This is a genomic window from Burkholderia sp. NFPP32, from assembly GCF_900119325.1.
GTDB classification, from domain to species: domain Bacteria; phylum Pseudomonadota; class Gammaproteobacteria; order Burkholderiales; family Burkholderiaceae; genus Burkholderia; species Burkholderia pyrrocinia_C.
Genome location: NZ_FPJP01000005.1, coordinates 82,994 through 98,704 on the forward strand (window position 1 = coordinate 82,994; position 15,711 = coordinate 98,704).

The following is a 15,711-nucleotide window of genomic DNA, read 5'->3' on the forward strand; positions in this document are numbered from 1 at the left end:
TCAAGGAGCTGATCGACACTTAGGCGAACCGGCTAGACGAAATTCCTGTGCGCCACCGCGCGCAAACTGCATGCGTCTACGTCAAGCAGGATGCGATCAGCGGCGCACGCCTTGCGACACGATTCCTCCCGAGGGACACCATGCCTTTGCCTACTCCCCCCAGCAAGCTCGGCAGCCTTCTGCCGCCCGACGAATACAAGGTGAAAGCGCGGCCCGCGAAAGCCGCGAAGAAATCCGCCGAAGGGGACGCATCCACAGCCGGTGATTATGGTCCGGCCAGCGTGGCCCAACCGATGATCGAAGCCGCGAACACGGCTGCGCCGCTGCGCGCCGTCGCGTCTTCGGCGCAAGATGCCGCGAGCGCACCCGCACGCGGCCGCAAGACCAGACAGACGGCCGCACTGTTGCAGCCGATGCCGGCGCCCGCCGCCCCCGCGGCGCCGGTCGTCGCGCGCAACGACAAGCCGTCCGCCGACAAACCGGCCGCGGCTCCCGCGCGCGATGCCGGTACGGCGACGAAATCGCGCGGCCGCAAGCCCGCCGACGCCGAACTGCAGAAACTGTTCGTACTCGACACCAACGTGTTGATGCACGACCCGAGCAGCCTCTTCCGCTTCGAGGAACACGACGTCTATCTGCCGATGATGACGCTCGAGGAACTCGACAACCACAAGAAGGGGATGTCCGAAGTCGCGCGCAACGCACGCCAGGTCAGCCGCACGCTCGACGCGCTCGTCGCCGATGCAGGCGCGATCACGGCCGGCATCCCGCTGTCGCGCCTCGGCAGCCGCGAGGCGCTCGGCCGCCTGTACTTCCAGACGAAGCTCGCCGACATCGCGCCCGTCGAAGGCTTGCCCACAGGCAAGGCCGACAACCAGATCCTCGGCGTCGTGCGCGCGCTGCAGCGCGACCGGCCCGACCGCCAGGTCGTGCTGGTGTCGAAAGACATCAACATGCGGATCAAGGCGCACGCGCTCGGCCTGCCCGCGGAAGACTACTTCAACGACCAGGTGCTGGAGGACTCGGATCTCCTCTACAACGGCGTGCGCGAACTGCCGCAGGACTTCTGGACCAAGCACGCGAAGGGCATGGAGAGCTGGCAGGACACGAAGACGGGCACCACGTACTACCGCGTGACGGGTCCGCTCGTCGCGTCGATGCTCGTCAACGAGTTCGTCTATCTCGAGCCGCAGAACGGCGAACCGACGTTCCACGCGATCGTCCGCGAGCTGAACGGCAAGACCGCGCTGCTGCAGACGCTGCGCGACTACAGCCACCACAAGAACAACGTGTGGGGCATCACCGCGCGCAATCGCGAGCAGAACTTCGCGCTGAACCTGCTGATGAACCCCGAGATCGACTTCGTCACGCTGCTCGGCCAGGCCGGCACCGGCAAGACGCTCGTCGCGCTCGCGGCCGGCCTCGCGCAGGTGCTCGACGACAAGCGCTACAACGAGATCATCGTGACGCGCGCGACCGTGCCCGTCGGCGAGGACATCGGTTTCCTGCCCGGTACCGAGGAAGAGAAGATGCAGCCGTGGATGGGCGCATTCGACGACAACCTCGAAGTGCTGCAGAAGACCGACGATGCCGCCGGCGAATGGGGCCGTGCAGCGACTCAGGAACTGATCCGTTCGCGCCTGAAGGTGAAGAGCATGAACTTCATGCGCGGCCGTACGTTCGTCGACAAGTACCTGATCATCGACGAAGCGCAGAACCTGACGCCGAAACAGATGAAGACGCTCGTCACGCGCGCGGGCCCCGGCACGAAGATCGTGTGCCTCGGCAACATCGCGCAGATCGACACGCCCTACCTGACCGAAGGCAGTTCGGGCCTGACCTACGTCGTCGACCGCTTCAAGGGCTGGGGCCACAGCGGCCACGTGACGCTCGCGCGCGGCGAACGCTCGCGGCTCGCCGACTACGCGTCGGACATCCTGTAACACGGCAGGCCGTCCTCTCCGGCCGGCTTTCGACGCATCGCGGCGCTCCGTTTCCGGAGCGCCGTTTTTTATTTGGGGTCGAAAACGCTGTAACGCGTTGTCACGCAATAACCCCATTTACGCGCGAAACTTCAAGTAAATTCTCAAGAATGGTTGCTTAAGCTCCGCCGGAGCGTCTACCATCGGGTCTGTCTGTTGTCATACGATTCGCGAGTGCGCCGCGCTCGCCCGCCTTGCCATGCTTCGAATCTGGGTTCCCCTCGCCGTCGTTTCGCTGCTTGCGGCCTGCTCCAGCGTGCCGCCGCAGTCGGCATCGCGCGAGCCGGGAATGAAGATCACGACGCCGCGCGCATTCCCGGCTCCCGCCAATTTCCCGAAATTCGTCGATCACAGCGTCGGCCAGGAAGAAATCTCGATCCAGGCGATGAGCCTGGTCGGCGTCCCGTATCGCTGGGGCGGCAATACGCCGACGAGCGGTTTCGACTGCAGCGGGCTCGTGCGCTACGTGATCGGCCGCGCGGCCGACGTGAACCTGCCGCGCACGACCGCCGACATGAGCGACCGCGGCGTGTCGATCGAGCCCGACCAGGTCGCGCCGGGCGACCTGATCTTCTTCAATACGACCGGGCGGCCGCATTCGCACGTCGGCATCTATGTCGGCAAGCTGCGCTTCGTCAACGCACCGTCGACGGGCGGCACCGTGCGGCTCGACTACCTGACGAACCCGTACTGGGCCAAGCGTTTCGACGGCATTCGCCGCGTCGCGCCGCCGCGCGCGACGCCCACGCCGTTCGATGCGCCGACCTACGAAGCGAAGCGCGACGAGCCGCGCAACCCGCCGGCGGTTGCGCCCGCCCCTGTCGTGACTGCCGCCGCGCCGCGGCAGCCTGCCTATGCGTCGTCGCAAGCCGGAGCGACGCAGTCGCCCGCTCCGGTCATGCCGGCCGTGACGACCGCGGCAGTGGCGCCTGCGGCCGCACCCGCCGATCCGTACGAACCGCCGCCGACGCGCGTGCAGGCAGCCCGGCAGCAGGCAACATCGGCGATTGGCGATGGCGGCCTGACCGCAATGACGGCGAACGCAGCGCCGACCGGCCCGGTAGAAGCCAGCACGCAGATTCCGACGACGGCACTGACGGCCGCCCAGGCTGCCGCATTCGATGCGGAGCCGCCACCGGCAGCAGCCGCGACGTCGCCGCGCGGCACCGAGCCCGCGGCCGTGCAGGTGCTGCGTGCGTCGACGCAATCCGCGCCCGTTAGCCCGCGCACCGGCACCGCAGACGATCCGATTGCCCGGTTCGCGAACGGAAGCTACTAGCCCGTTGCTCAAGCGCCGACGGTAACCTCGGCGGCATCCGCCGCAGCCCCGCCGTTCGTCGCAAACTTCCTCGCCCCCAAAGAAAATGCGCCGCAGCCTTTCGGCTTGCGGCGCATTTCATGTCGATCCCGCAGCGTCGGCGATCAGAAGATCCGGTGTCCGAGCCACCATCCGCCGGCCGCGATCAACGCGGATGCCGGAATCGTCAGCACCCACGCCCACACGATGTTGCCGGCAACACCCCAACGCACGGCCGACAGCTTCTGCGTCGCGCCGACGCCGACGATCGCGCCGGTGATCGTATGCGTGGTCGATACGGGGATGCCGAGGAACGACGCGATGAACAGCGTGATCGCGCCGCCGCTTTCGGCACAGAAACCGCCGACCGGCTTGAGCTTCGTGATCTTCTGGCCCATCGTGCGCACGATGCGCCAGCCGCCGAACAGCGTGCCGAGGCCCATCGACAGGTAGCACGCGCCGATCACCCACGCGGGCGGCGCATCGGACGTCGCCGACGCATAGCCCGACGCGATCAGCAGCATCCAGATGATGCCGATCGTCTTTTGCGCGTCGTTGCCGCCGTGGCCGAGGCTGTACAGGCCGGCCGACAGCAGCTGGAGCCTGCGGAACCGCCGGTCGACCTTGCTGGGTGCGGTACGGAAATACAGCCACGACACGCCGAGCATGAACAGCGAACCGAGGATGAAGCCGAGCAGCGGCGAAATGAAGATGAACGCGACGGTCTTCATCAGCCCGTCGATGTTCAGCGAGCTCCAGCCAGACTTCGCGAGTGCCGAGCCGACGAGGCCGCCGATCAGCGCGTGCGACGAGCTCGACGGAATCCCGTAGTACCAGGTGATCACGTTCCAGCCGATCGCGCCGACCAGCGCGCCGAACACGACGTAGTGGTCGACGATCTCGGGATCGATCGTGCCTTTACCGACGGTCTGCGCGACTTTCAGGTGGAAGATGAAATACGCGATGACGTTGAACGCCGCCGCGAACACCACGGCCTGCTGGGGTTTCAGCACCCCGGTGGACACGACGGTGGCGATCGAGTTCGCCGCGTCGTGGAAGCCGTTCATGAAGTCGAATACGAGCGCGACGAGCACCAGCGTCGCGACCATCCATAGGGCGAGTTGTATCGAATGCATCGTGGTCCGCTCAGGCGTTTTCCAGCACGATGCCTTCGATGATGTTCGCGACGTCCTCGCACTTGTCGGTGATCTCTTCGAGCAGCTCGTAGATCGCCTTCAGCTTGATGAGCGTCTTGACGTCGTCTTCTTCGCGGAACAGCTTCGACATCGCGGCGCGCAGCACGCGATCGGCCTCCGACTCCCAGCGGTCGATCTCCTCGCACTGCTTGAGGATCTGCGCCGACTGCTTCATGTCGGACAGCATCCCGACCGCCTGCTGCACGTGCTGGGCCGACTGCGTGACGATGTGCGCGAGCTGGCTCGCCTCGGACGTGACGGCCTGCACGTCGTACAGCGACACGGCCGTCGCGACGTCTTCCATCAGGTCGAGGATGTCGTCCATCGTCGTGATCAGCTTGTGGATCTCGTCGCGATCGAGCGGCGTGATGAAAGTCTTGTGCAGCAGATCGATCGCTTCGTGCGTGAGCTTGTCGGCGGCCTTCTCGGCCGTCTGCACGTTTTGCTTGTGAATCTCGGCGTCGGCGAGATTGTCGATCAGCAGTTCGAGTTCGCGTCCGCCGGCAACGATGTGCTTTGCGTGCGCGTTGAAGAGTTCAAAGAACTTGCCCTCGGTGGGCATGAATCGACCGAACATGGGATTCCTGAGAGATTGTCAAACTACTGTCACGAAAACGGGCGACATTGTACCGTTTTCGGTCGCGCCGCGACGCGCGCATATGCGCACGCCGGGATTGGATACAACGCTTGGCGAAATAAGGGTTTACATCCGGCGCTACTCGCCGTAGAAGTTCTGCGCCCCGGCAAAGTTGTCGAACTTCGTGTATTGACCCAGGAACGTGAGCCGAACGGGACCGATCGGGCCGTTACGCTGCTTGCCGATGATGATTTCGGCCGTGCCCTTGTCCGGGCTGTCCGGGTTGTAAACTTCGTCGCGATAAATGAACAGGATCACGTCCGCGTCCTGTTCGATTGCGCCCGATTCGCGCAAATCGGACATCACCGGACGCTTGTTCGGACGCTGTTCGAGGCCGCGGTTCAGCTGCGACAGCGCGATCACCGGCACGTCGAGTTCCTTCGCGAGGCTCTTCAGCGATCGCGAGATTTCCGAGATTTCGGTCGCGCGGTTCTCGCCCTGCGACGAGCCCGACATCAGCTGCAGGTAGTCGACGATGATCAGGCCGAGCTTGCCGCATTGCCGCGAGAGACGCCGCGCGCGCGAGCGCAATTCCATCGGGTTCAGGCCGCCCGTCTCGTCGATGAAGATTTGCGCCTCGCTCATCTTCTGCACCGCGTGCGTCAGTTTCGGCCAATCCTCGTCCGTCAGGCGGCCCGTACGCATCCGGTGCTGGTCAAGCCGGCCGATCGAGCCGAGCATACGCATCACGAGCTGGGTGCCCGGCATTTCCATCGAGAACACCGCGACCGGCAGCCCGTACTCGACCGCGACGTACTCGCCGATGTTCATCGAGAAGGCGGTCTTACCCATCGACGGGCGCCCCGCCACGATGATCAGTTCGCCGCCGTGCATCCCGGAGGTCATCCGGTCGAGGTCGACGAAGCCCGTCGGCGTACCGGTGACGTCGCTCGGGTTCGCGGTGTGGTACAGCGTGTCGATGCGCTCGACGACCTGCGTGAGCAGCGGGCCGATCTCGAGGAAGCCCTGGTTGCCGCGCGCGCCCTCTTCGGCGATCGAGAATACCTTCGACTCGGCTTCGTCGAGCAGCTGGCGGACTTCCTTGCCCTGCGGATTGAACGCGTCGGCCGAGATTTCGTCGGCGACCGACACGAGCCGGCGCAGCACCGCACGGTCGCGCACGATTTCCGCATAACGACGGATGTTCGCCGCGCTCGGCGTGTTCTGCGCGAGTGCGTTCAGGTACGCGAGCCCGCCGACGTCGTCGGCCTTGCCGGACGTGGTCATCGCTTCGTACACGGTGACGACGTCGGCCGGGCGCGTCGACGCGATCAGCCGGCCGATGTGCTCGTAGATGATCCGGTGGTCGTAGCGATAGAAATCGCCCTGCGACAGGAAGTCGGCAATCCGGTCCCATGCCGCGTTGTCGAGCAACAGGCCGCCGAGCACCGACTGTTCGGCTTCGACCGAATGCGGCGGGACTTTCAGCGATTCGATTTGAGGATCTTGCGGCGCGTTCATGGGTTGGGATTATCGCGAATTACACCGGACGACGCCATACCGGCCGCCAGTGATGCGGCAATAAAAAAGGCAGGCCCCGGTTGCCCGGGCGCCTGCCCTTGTCCGGACAGCGGAGGCCGCCCGGAAAGCTTGCGTACGCTTACGCGTGGTCGCCGATCACGTTGACCGTGACGTCGACGACGACGTCCGTGTGCAGCGCGACCTGGACATTGTGCTCGCCGATCATCTTCAGCGGGCCTTCCGGCATGCGAACTTGCAGCTTCTCGACTTCGAAACCTGCCTTCTTCAGCAGTTCCGCGACGTCGCCGTTCGTGACCGAGCCGAACAGACGGCCGTCAACGCCCGACTTCTGCGTGATTTCGAACGACTGGCCGTTCAGCTTCTCGCCGACTGCCTGCGAGGCTGCCAGCTTTTCAGCGGCGATCTTTTCGAGTTCAGCGCGGCGCACTTCGAATTCGGCGATCGCTTCCTTCGTTGCACGGCGAGCCTTGCGGTTCGGGATCAGGAAGTTGCGAGCGTAACCGTCCTTGACCTTGACGATGTCGCCGAGGTTACCCAGATTGGCGACTTTTTCCAACAGAATGATTTGCATTCGAATTCTCCTTATGGCGTCGCCGAGTTACGCCTTGTGCTGATCGGTGTACGGCAGCAGCGCGAGGAAACGCGCACGCTTGATTGCCGTGTCGAGCTGACGCTGATAGTGCGACTTCGTACCCGTCAGGCGAGCCGGCGTGATCTTGCCGTTTTCGCCGATGAAGTCCTTCAGCGTTTCCGTGTCCTTGTAGTCGATCTGATCGACGCCGGCGGCCGTGAAACGGCAGAACTTCTTGCGCTTGAAGAGCGGGTTTTGTTGCTGACGACGCTTGTCGAATTTTTTACCAGTCGGGCGGGCCATGATTTCAGTCCTTTCCAATGTCCTGCAATGCAGTGATGTGAAACACCAAGGTTCTCGCGTTGCGGCTTTTCTTTGCCAGGAAGCCCGTGAACAGCGTCTCGACGCCCATTTCACGGCTTTCCAGCCTGCCGCTCGCCTCACCGGCCGCCACCGCCTCGATCGTCATTTCGACCTGACGGGGAATGCCTGCTTCGACGACTTCCGTGCGGTGATGCAATGTGGCGCTTGCGATCGGAACACCTGCCGGCGTATATCGCACCGGTGCGCGTTCGACGACGCTCGCCGTCAATTGCAACCTGTTCACGTGAGTGGCGCGCTCCTTGATGGCTTAATGAATGACGAACTTAAGCCTGCGCTTCGGTCGGCTGAGCTGCAGCCGCCTTCTTGGCTTCTTCGCGCTGAACTTCCTTCATCATCGGCGACGGGCCGGTTTCGGCCTTCTTCATCTTGACGATGAGGTGGCGCAGCACGGCGTCGTTGAACTTGAACGCGTGTTCGAGTTCGTCGAGCGTCGTCTGGTCGCACTCGATGTTCATGCAGACGTAGTGAGCCTTCGCGAGTTTCTCGATCATGTAGGCCAGTTGGCGACGGCCCCAGTCTTCGACGCGGTGGATCTGACCGCCGTGCGACGTGATCGTGGACTTGTAACGCTCGATCATCGCGGGCACTTGCTCGCTTTGATCAGGGTGCACGATGAATACGATTTCGTAATGACGCATTACACACTCCTTGTGGATTAAAGCCACCCGGGCGTCTGAACCGGTGTGGCAAGTGAGAAGCCGAAGATTCTAACCCGGATACGGGGCGCATGCAAGGCCAATCAACGATTCTCGGCCGGATTCGGCCGTGTTTTCAAAGACTTGAAGGGCTTGGCCTGCGTAATCGGCCGCCCGTCGCCCTTTTTGCGATCGGGGTCGGGACACAAGCGCACGGGCCGCGGCCCGTGCGTCGTCACTCGCTGCGCGTGCCGGCGAGCCGCGCGTCGAGCGCCGTCCTGAACGCCGCGAGGGCCGACGGCTCCGCGTCGGTCACGGCCCACCACGTCATCCCGGCCGCGTCCCAGCGGTCGAGCGCGTAGCCCTGCGACACGGTCGCATACGGGGCCGCCGGCCCTTCGCCGGCCGGCCGCACGTAGACGTCGATCACGTGCTGCCGGTAACGGTAGACGAGCACCGCGACGCGGCGCCGCCCGACATAGTCGAGCCGGCCGCCGACCAGTGCGAAGCCGCTCGCCGCGAGATCCTCGACCGGCGGCGCATAGTCGAGCCGGCCGTTGAACCATGGCTTGACCGTATGCCGGTCGGTCGAGATCACGTCGATGGCGCGCGCCGACAGGTCGGCCCGCACGTGGCTCGCGACGAGTTCGTCGACCGTGCGGTCGGTGTCGGCGTGGCGCGCGGACAGCGCCATCCCGGCCGCCGCGGCAAGCGCGACCATCAGCGCCACGCCCCAGCCGAGCCCGGGCAGCGCGGCGACGCGCGGCCCCGGGGCCGCCGGCGCCGGGCGTGCCGATACGCCGCCGCCCAGCCAGGAAAACCAGCGACGGCCGCGCGGCCGCGGCTGCGATCGCCGCTCGGGCTCGGGTTCCGCCCGGGATTGCCCGCGGGCGCGCCCGTCCCCGGCTGCCGGCAGGCTCGCAAGGATGCTCGCCCGCAGCGCATCCGGCGCGCGGTGATAATCGGCCTGCCGCACGGCCTGCACCAGCGTGACGATCCGCGCGCGATCGCGGCGGCACGCGTCGCACCCGTCGACATGCTGCTGGACGCGCAACGCATCGGGCGCCGACAGCTCGCGGTCGACATCCGCGTCCAGCAATGCTCGCGCTTCGTTACAGTCCATCGATAGCCTCCGATGCGGTTCCGCCTGCCGGCGTATGGCCCGGCCTGCCTTTGGCCGCCGGCGTGGTGTCGCCGCCCAGCAGCACGGCGAGCCTGCGGCGGCCGCGCGCGAGCCGCGACATCACCGTGCCGACCGGCACGTCCGCGATCGCCGCGATCTCGCGGTAACTCAGGTCCTCCATCTCGCGCAGCACGAGCACCTCACGGTATTCGGGCGGCAGCTTCGCAAGCGCCGCATTCACGACCCGCACGTTCTCGCCGCGCAGCAGTTGCGCGAGCGGATCCTCGGTCGCCGGCTGCCAGTCGTCGAGAACGTCGGCGTCGTCGAGCGTGTCGGGCAGCGCGACCTCGTGCGCGTGCGTACGGCGCCGCCATTCGGTGTACCAGGTGTGGCGCACGATCGTCAGCAGCCACGGCCGCGCGTTGTCGCCGCGACACGAATCGATGAAGCGCAGCGCGCGCATACACGCGTCCTGGACAACGTCGTCAGCATCGCTGGCGTTGCCGCTCAGCCAGCGCGCGAGGTTGTACGCGGCGTCGAGATGCGGCAGCACGAGCGTACGAAACCGCTCGCCGCGCGCTATCGCATCGCCCTCCGCCCGCTCATCGACCGCCTGTCCGGCTTGCCCCACATGGCCTCCCTGGTCCCGGCGGCCGAAACCGCGCCCGTTCCGCGCATGGCGCCCGGACAGACCGGCAACGTGCGCGCTCGATGACCTTACCGTCGCTGCGTCGAGTTTATTCCCGCGCAACGCACATGAAGCGTAAAAAAACGCCGGACGACCCGGATGCCGTGCCGCCCGTAGCCGTTACGGCGTGGTGCTCCAGTAGCCGGGGCGCGCGTACGCGTCGCGCAGGTAGTCGATGAAATAGCGCACGCGCGCCGGCACGTAGCGCTGTTGCGGGTAGACGGCGAGGATGTCGTAGTCGGGCAGCGCATACTCGTCGAGCACGGTCTCGAGCTCGCCCGTTTCGAGTTGCGCGGCGATTTCCCACGTCGAGCGCCAGCCGAGCCCGAGGCCTTCGGCCACCCAGCGGTGCAGCAACTCGCCGTCGTTGCAGTCGAGATTGCCCGCGACGCGCATCGTCGCGATCTTGCCGTGGCGCCGGAAATACCAGCCGCGGTTCTGCCCGCCCTGCAGGTTGAACGCGAGGCAGTTGTGCTTCAGCAGGTCGTCGAGCGACTTCGGCCGGCCGTGCCGGCGGAAATAGTCGGGCGTGCCGCACACGACGCGCCGGTTCGACGCGAGCTTCACCGCGACGAAGTTCGGGTCGACGGCGCCTCCGATCCGGATCGACAGGTCGTAGCCTTCGCGCACGAGATCGACGACACGGTCGGTCAGGTTGAACGACAGTTGCATGTCGGGCTTGTCGGCCAGAAAGCCGGGCGCGTGCGGCGCGACGTGCTTGCGCCCGAACGCGGCCGGCGCGGACACGATCAGGTGCCCGCTGACCGCGCGCCGCCCGGCGGACAGCTCGTTCTCGGCCTGGTCCCATTCGGACAACAGCCCGCGGCAGCGTTCGAGGAACGCGGCGCCCTCCTCGCTGACCACCAGCCGCCGCGTCGAGCGGTACATCAGCTTCACGCCGAGGCGCTTCTCGAGCGCGTCGATGCGCCGCCCGAGCACCACCGGCGACACGCCTTCCTCTAGCGCCGCCGCCGCGAGGCTGCCGGCATCGGCGACCCGCACGAACGTCTCGATCTGCTTGAAGCGATCCATCTGCCGTCTCCGTCTCTGTTCCGACACCGGCGGGAAGCGCCGTCCGGCCGTCATTCCATACATTTAGTTTCGAAATAAGCGACTTCGGCTGATCTTATCAAACCTTTCCTGCATCCCTAAAGTGTCCCCAACAGACCGATTCGCACGATCCGCCACATTCAAGGAGACATTCATGGCCAAGATGAGAGCCGTCGACGCAGCAGTGCTCGTGCTCGAGAAGGAAGGCATCCAGACCGCGTTCGGCGTGCCTGGCGCAGCCATCAACCCGTTCTACTCCGCGATGCGCAAGTCGGGGGGCATCAGCCACGTGCTGGCCCGCCACGTCGAGGGCGCATCGCACATGGCCGAAGGCTTCACGCGTGCCGCCCCGGGCAACATCGGCGTGTGCATCGGCACGTCGGGCCCCGCCGGCACCGACATGATCACGGGCCTCTACTCCGCATCGGCCGACTCGATTCCAATCCTCGCGATCACGGGCCAGGCACCGCGTGCGCGCCTGTACAAGGAAGACTTCCAGGCCGTCGACATCGAGTCGATCGCGAAGCCGGTCACCAAGTGGGCCGTCACCGTGCGCGAGCCGGCGCTCGTGCCGCGCGTGTTCCAGCAGGCATTCCACCTGATGCGCTCGGGCCGTCCGGGCCCGGTGCTGGTCGACCTGCCGATCGACGTGCAGCTCGCCGAAATCGAGTTCGACATCGACACGTACGAACCGCTGCCGGTCTACAAGCCCGCGGCCAGCCGCGCACAGATCGAGAAGGCGCTCGCGATGCTCAACGACGCGGACAAGCCGCTGATCGTGTCGGGCGGCGGCGTGCTCAACGCGGCGGCCGAAGACCTCCTTGTCCAGTTCGCCGAAACGATCGGCGTGCCGGTGATCCCGACGCTGATGTCGTGGGGTGCGATTCCGGACGACCACCCACTGATGGCCGGCATGGTCGGCCTGCAGACGTCGCACCGCTACGGCAACGCGACGATGCTCGCGTCCGACTTCGTGCTCGGCATCGGCAACCGCTGGGCGAACCGCCACACGGGCAGCGTCGAGGTCTACACGAAGGGCCGCAAGTTCGTGCACGTCGACATCGAGCCGACACAGATCGGCCGCGTGTTCGGCCCGGATCTCGGCATCGTGTCGGACGCAAAGGCCGCGCTGGAGCTGTTCGTCGCCGTCGCGCAGGAATGGAAGGCCGCCGGCAAGCTGAAGGACCGCAGCGCATGGGTCGCGGATTGCCAGCAACGCAAGCGCACGCTGCAGCGCAAGACGCACTTCGACAACGTGCCGGTCAAGCCGCAGCGCGTGTACGAAGAGATGAACAAGGTGTTCGGCCGGGATACGTGCTACGTCAGTACGATCGGCCTGTCGCAGATCGCCGCCGCGCAGTTCCTGCACGTGTTCAAGGCACGCAACTGGATCAACTGCGGCCAGGCCGGCCCGCTCGGCTGGACGATCCCCGCCGCGCTCGGCGTGCGTGCGGCCGACCCGAGCCGCCCGATCGTCGCGCTGTCCGGCGACTACGACTTCCAGTTCATGATCGAGGAACTGGCGGCCGGCGCGCAATTCAAGCTGCCGTACGTGCACGTCGTCGTGAACAACTCGTACCTCGGGCTGATCCGCCAGGCGCAACGTGCGTTCGACATGGACTACTGCGTGCAGCTCGCGTTCGACAACGTGAACGCCCCGGAACTGAACGGCTATGGCGTCGATCACGTGGCCGTTGCCGAAGGCCTCGGCTGCAAGGCGCTGCGCGTGTTCAAGCCGGAAGAGATCGAGCCGGCGCTGCGGCAGGCGCAATCGCTCGCGGAAGAGTTCAGCGTGCCGGTGGTCGTCGAAGTGATCCTCGAGCGCGTGACGAACATCTCGATGGGCACCGAAATCGACGCGATCAACGAATTCGAGGATCTCGCCGAAAAGGCCGAGCATGCACCGACCGCCATCTCGATGCTCGACTGATCCGCAGGACATTTTTGACTGACCGACCGAAGAGGCTTAGCTCATGCCGAAGTTTGCTGCAAACCTGACCATGCTGTTCAACGAAGTGCCGTTCCTCGACCGCTTCAAGGCGGCCGCGGACGCGGGCTTCGACGCCGTCGAGTTCCTGTTCCCGTATCCGTACGCGAAAGAGGAACTCGCCGAGCGGCTCGAGACGCACCGCCTGCACCTCGTGCTGCACAACCTGCCCGCCGGCAACTGGGACCAGGGCGAGCGCGGCATCGCGTGCCTGCCCGATCGCGTCGGCGAGTTCCAGGAAGGCGTCGGCCGTGCGATCGAGTATGCGAAGGCACTGAAGGTGCCGCAACTGAACTGCCTCGTCGGCATCCCGTCGGCCAGCACGGCGCGCGACAAGACGTTCGTCACGATCGTCGACAACCTGCGCTTTGCGGCCGACGCGCTGAAGCGCGAAGGCATCCGCCTGCTCGTCGAGCCGTGCAACAGCTTCGACATCCCGGGCTTCGCGCTGAACCGCTCGGCCGAAGGGCTCGACGTGATCCGCGCGGTCGGCTCGGACAACCTGTTCCTGCAGTACGACATCTATCACATGCAGCGCATGGAAGGCGAACTGGCCGCGACGATCGAACGCAACCTCGCATCGATCGGCCACGTCCAGCTCGCGGACAACCCGGGCCGCAACGAGCCGGGCACGGGCGAGATCAACTACGCGTTCCTGTTCGCACTGCTCGACCGGCTCGGCTACAACGGCCACGTCGGCTGCGAATACAAGCCCCGTACCACCACGACGGAAGGCCTCGGCTGGCTGCAAAGCGTCGCCGGCTGCGCGCCGGGCTCGGCGCGCCGCGCCGCCTGAGATCCGCCCTTCCCGCTTTCGCCCCTCCAGGAGACTTTCACATGGCAACCATCGGTTTCATCGGCCTCGGCATCATGGGCGCGCACATGGCGCGCAACCTGCTCAAGGGCGATCATCAGCTCGTCGTGAACGGTGCGTTCCCGATCCCGGACGACCTGCGCGCGAGCGCCAAGGTCGTCGCGAACTCGACCGAAGTCGCACGGAACGCGGACATCATCATCTCGATGGTGCCGGACACGCCCGACGTGCGTAACGTGCTGTTCGCCGACGACGGCGTCGCAAAAGGCCTGACGGCCGGCAAGCTCGTGATCGACATGAGCTCGATCTCGCCGCTCGACACGCAGGAATTCGCGAAGCAGATCAACGCGCTCGGCTGCGACTACCTCGACGCACCGGTGTCCGGCGGCGAAGTCGGCGCACGCGAAGCAACGCTGACGATCATGGTCGGCGGCCCGGAACAGGCCTTCGAGCGCGCAAAGCCGCTGTTCGAGAAGATGGGCAAGAACATCACGCTCGTCGGCGACAACGGCGCGGGCCAGACCTGCAAGGTCGCGAACCAGATCATCGTCGCGCTGAACATCGAGGCCGTCGGCGAAGCATTGCTGTTCGCCGCACGCTCGGGCGCCGATCCGGAGCGCGTTCGCCAGGCACTGATGGGCGGCTTCGCCGCGTCGCGCATCCTCGAAGTGCACGGCGCGCGGATGACGAAGCGCACGTTCGATCCGGGCTTCCGCATCGAGCTGCACCAGAAGGACCTGAACCTCGCGCTCGACGGCGCACGCAAGCTCGGCCTCGCCCTGCCGCATACCGCGAGCGCGCAGCAGCTGTTCAGCGTGTGCGCATCGCACGGCGGCAAGGCGTGGGATCACTCGGCACTCGTGCGCGCGCTCGAGATCATGTCGAACTTCGAGATCGGCCAGACGCCGGCCGCGTAACGCGGACGCAAAAACGCGCGGTTCCGCTGCAATGGCGGACGCGCGCGAAGAACACGCGCGATCCGGCCGCGGCCGGTCGCATCGATGCGCGACGCACGCGCGCATCACGGTGGGGCGCCCCGCCGCGCATCGCCAACCGCATGCGCGACGGGGCGAAAAACGCCGCTCTGGGCTGAGAGCGGCGTGGTGGGGTCCGCAGCGGCACCCGGCGGCGCCGGGGAAGCCTTGGTCGGTCAGACGTCGTCGTCGGGTGTCCGCCTGTCGGATTTCGCGTATTACATTTCTTTACGTTCGAGCGTGCGATTTTTCATGCAATCGTCGCGCTGAACGCCTACACTTTCGCCACGCCTTTCGAGAAAACCGCCGCGCTTGCGTTCACTCCGGTGAATGCGCCCAGCGCGGTGTTTTTTTCGCCACTTCACGGCGCGTTTTCTTTTCAACCACCTAAGGAGTGCAGCGATGGGTCTTCTTTCGTTTATCAAAGAGGCGGGTGAAAAACTGCTGGGTCATGCCGACGCGCAAGCGGCGGAAGATCCGAATGCCGCGAACCAGACCGCGGCCGATGCGATCAAGAACTACATCAGTACGCAGGGTCTCGACACGTCGAACCTGACGGTCGCGTTCGACGGCGCATCGCGCACCGTCACGCTGTCGGGCAGCGTCGCCGATCTCGACACGAAGGCCAAGGTCAAGGTCGCGGCCGGCAACGTGCAGGGCGTCGCGGGCGTCAACGACGACGATCTGCAGCCCGACGATCCGGAAGTGCAGTACCACGACGTGAAGCCGGGCGACACGCTGTCCGCGATCGCCAAGGAAGTGTATGGCGACGCGAACAAGTACCCGGCGATCTTCGAAGCGAACAAGCCGATGCTGTCGAGCCCGGACAAGATCTATCCGGGCCAGAAGCTCGTGATTCCGCCGCAGTCCTGAGCATCCGCGCAGGATTGA

Annotated in this window: 16 protein-coding genes and 1 pseudogene; 6 read left to right on the forward strand and 11 right to left on the reverse strand. The window is 65.6% G+C overall.

The genetic code is table 11. The features are described 5' to 3' along the window. Nucleotides 1-245, reverse strand: a pseudogene (locus tag BT264_RS40475) (hypothetical protein); the annotation flags it as partial. Between BT264_RS40475 and BT264_RS12030 the strand changes: the two are divergent. Next, entirely contained in the window at nt 141-1,943 is a 1,803-nt protein-coding gene (locus BT264_RS12030) for a PhoH family protein (protein ID WP_072437196.1), read from the forward strand. The pseudogene BT264_RS40475 and the gene BT264_RS12030 sit on opposite strands and share 105 nt — an antisense overlap. A 238-nt stretch (nt 1,944-2,181) precedes the next feature. Further along, nucleotides 2,182-3,261 (forward strand): C40 family peptidase, encoded by a 1,080-nt coding sequence (locus BT264_RS12035; RefSeq protein WP_072437195.1) that lies wholly within the window; start codon nt 2,182-2,184, stop codon nt 3,259-3,261. 143 nt (nt 3,262-3,404) lie between these two features. On the opposite strand, the gene BT264_RS12040 is transcribed toward BT264_RS12035, so the two are convergent. From BT264_RS12040 to BT264_RS12085, 10 genes are all read right to left on the reverse strand, one after another. Continuing rightward, on the reverse strand, nt 3,405-4,415 hold the full coding sequence (locus BT264_RS12040) for an inorganic phosphate transporter (protein WP_072437194.1): 1,011 nt from the start codon (nt 4,413-4,415) through the stop codon (nt 3,405-3,407). A 10-nt stretch (nt 4,416-4,425) separates the two neighbouring features. After that, on the reverse strand, nt 4,426-5,052 hold the full coding sequence (locus tag BT264_RS12045) for a DUF47 domain-containing protein (RefSeq protein WP_034181237.1): 627 nt from the start codon (nt 5,050-5,052) through the stop codon (nt 4,426-4,428). 138 nt (nt 5,053-5,190) lie between these two features. Further along, nucleotides 5,191-6,573 carry a replicative DNA helicase gene (locus tag BT264_RS12050; protein ID WP_072437193.1) on the reverse strand — a complete coding sequence of 461 codons (1,383 nt, stop codon included), beginning with the start codon at nt 6,571-6,573 and terminating at the stop codon, nt 5,191-5,193. Between the two features lie 139 nt (nt 6,574-6,712). Continuing rightward, on the reverse strand, nt 6,713-7,165 hold the full coding sequence (gene rplI / locus BT264_RS12055) for a 50S ribosomal protein L9 (RefSeq protein WP_047900882.1): 453 nt from the start codon (nt 7,163-7,165) through the stop codon (nt 6,713-6,715). Nucleotides 7,166-7,192: 27 nt separating this feature from the next. Next, on the reverse strand, nt 7,193-7,468 hold the full coding sequence (rpsR, locus tag BT264_RS12060) for a 30S ribosomal protein S18 (RefSeq protein WP_034181234.1): 276 nt from the start codon (nt 7,466-7,468) through the stop codon (nt 7,193-7,195). A 4-nt stretch (nt 7,469-7,472) separates the two neighbouring features. Then, nucleotides 7,473-7,772 carry a primosomal replication protein N gene (gene priB, locus BT264_RS12065; protein ID WP_011657069.1) on the reverse strand — a complete coding sequence of 100 codons (300 nt, stop codon included), beginning with the start codon at nt 7,770-7,772 and terminating at the stop codon, nt 7,473-7,475. Between the two features lie 40 nt (nt 7,773-7,812). Continuing rightward, nucleotides 7,813-8,187 carry a 30S ribosomal protein S6 gene (gene rpsF / locus BT264_RS12070; RefSeq protein WP_004193673.1) on the reverse strand — a complete coding sequence of 125 codons (375 nt, stop codon included), beginning with the start codon at nt 8,185-8,187 and terminating at the stop codon, nt 7,813-7,815. A gap of 232 nt (nt 8,188-8,419) precedes the next feature. Then, nucleotides 8,420-9,307 carry an anti-sigma factor family protein gene (locus BT264_RS12075; protein ID WP_072437192.1) on the reverse strand — a complete coding sequence of 296 codons (888 nt, stop codon included), beginning with the start codon at nt 9,305-9,307 and terminating at the stop codon, nt 8,420-8,422. Then, a complete protein-coding gene (locus BT264_RS12080; protein ID WP_072437191.1) occupies nt 9,297-9,938 on the reverse strand; it encodes an RNA polymerase sigma factor in 642 nt (213 codons plus the stop codon). Before BT264_RS12080 ends, BT264_RS12075 begins: the two co-directional genes overlap by 11 nt. A 177-nt stretch (nt 9,939-10,115) precedes the next feature. Then, the gene (locus BT264_RS12085) at nt 10,116-11,027 is read right to left on the reverse strand and encodes a LysR family transcriptional regulator (protein ID WP_072437190.1); all 912 of its coding nucleotides are present in this window, start codon (nt 11,025-11,027) and stop codon (nt 10,116-10,118) included. A 172-nt stretch (nt 11,028-11,199) separates the two neighbouring features. Here BT264_RS12085 and gcl point away from each other — a divergent pair, with 172 nt between their 5' ends. The 4 genes from gcl to lysM all read left to right on the forward strand — a co-directional run bounded on the left by gcl (nt 11,200) and on the right by lysM (nt 15,693). Next, on the forward strand, nt 11,200-12,975 hold the full coding sequence (gcl, locus tag BT264_RS12090; protein ID WP_072437189.1) for a glyoxylate carboligase: 1,776 nt from the start codon (nt 11,200-11,202) through the stop codon (nt 12,973-12,975). A gap of 43 nt (nt 12,976-13,018) precedes the next feature. Next, the gene (gene hyi / locus BT264_RS12095) at nt 13,019-13,828 is read left to right on the forward strand and encodes a hydroxypyruvate isomerase (protein WP_072437188.1); all 810 of its coding nucleotides are present in this window, start codon (nt 13,019-13,021) and stop codon (nt 13,826-13,828) included. A 41-nt stretch (nt 13,829-13,869) separates the two neighbouring features. Next, nucleotides 13,870-14,763 carry a 2-hydroxy-3-oxopropionate reductase gene (locus BT264_RS12100; RefSeq protein ID WP_072437187.1) on the forward strand — a complete coding sequence of 298 codons (894 nt, stop codon included), beginning with the start codon at nt 13,870-13,872 and terminating at the stop codon, nt 14,761-14,763. 459 nt (nt 14,764-15,222) lie between these two features. Continuing rightward, nucleotides 15,223-15,693: a peptidoglycan-binding protein LysM gene (gene lysM / locus BT264_RS12105; protein ID WP_047900890.1), complete on the forward strand. Its 471-nt coding sequence runs from the start codon at nt 15,223-15,225 to the stop codon at nt 15,691-15,693. Nucleotides 15,694-15,711 lie beyond the last annotated feature (18 nt).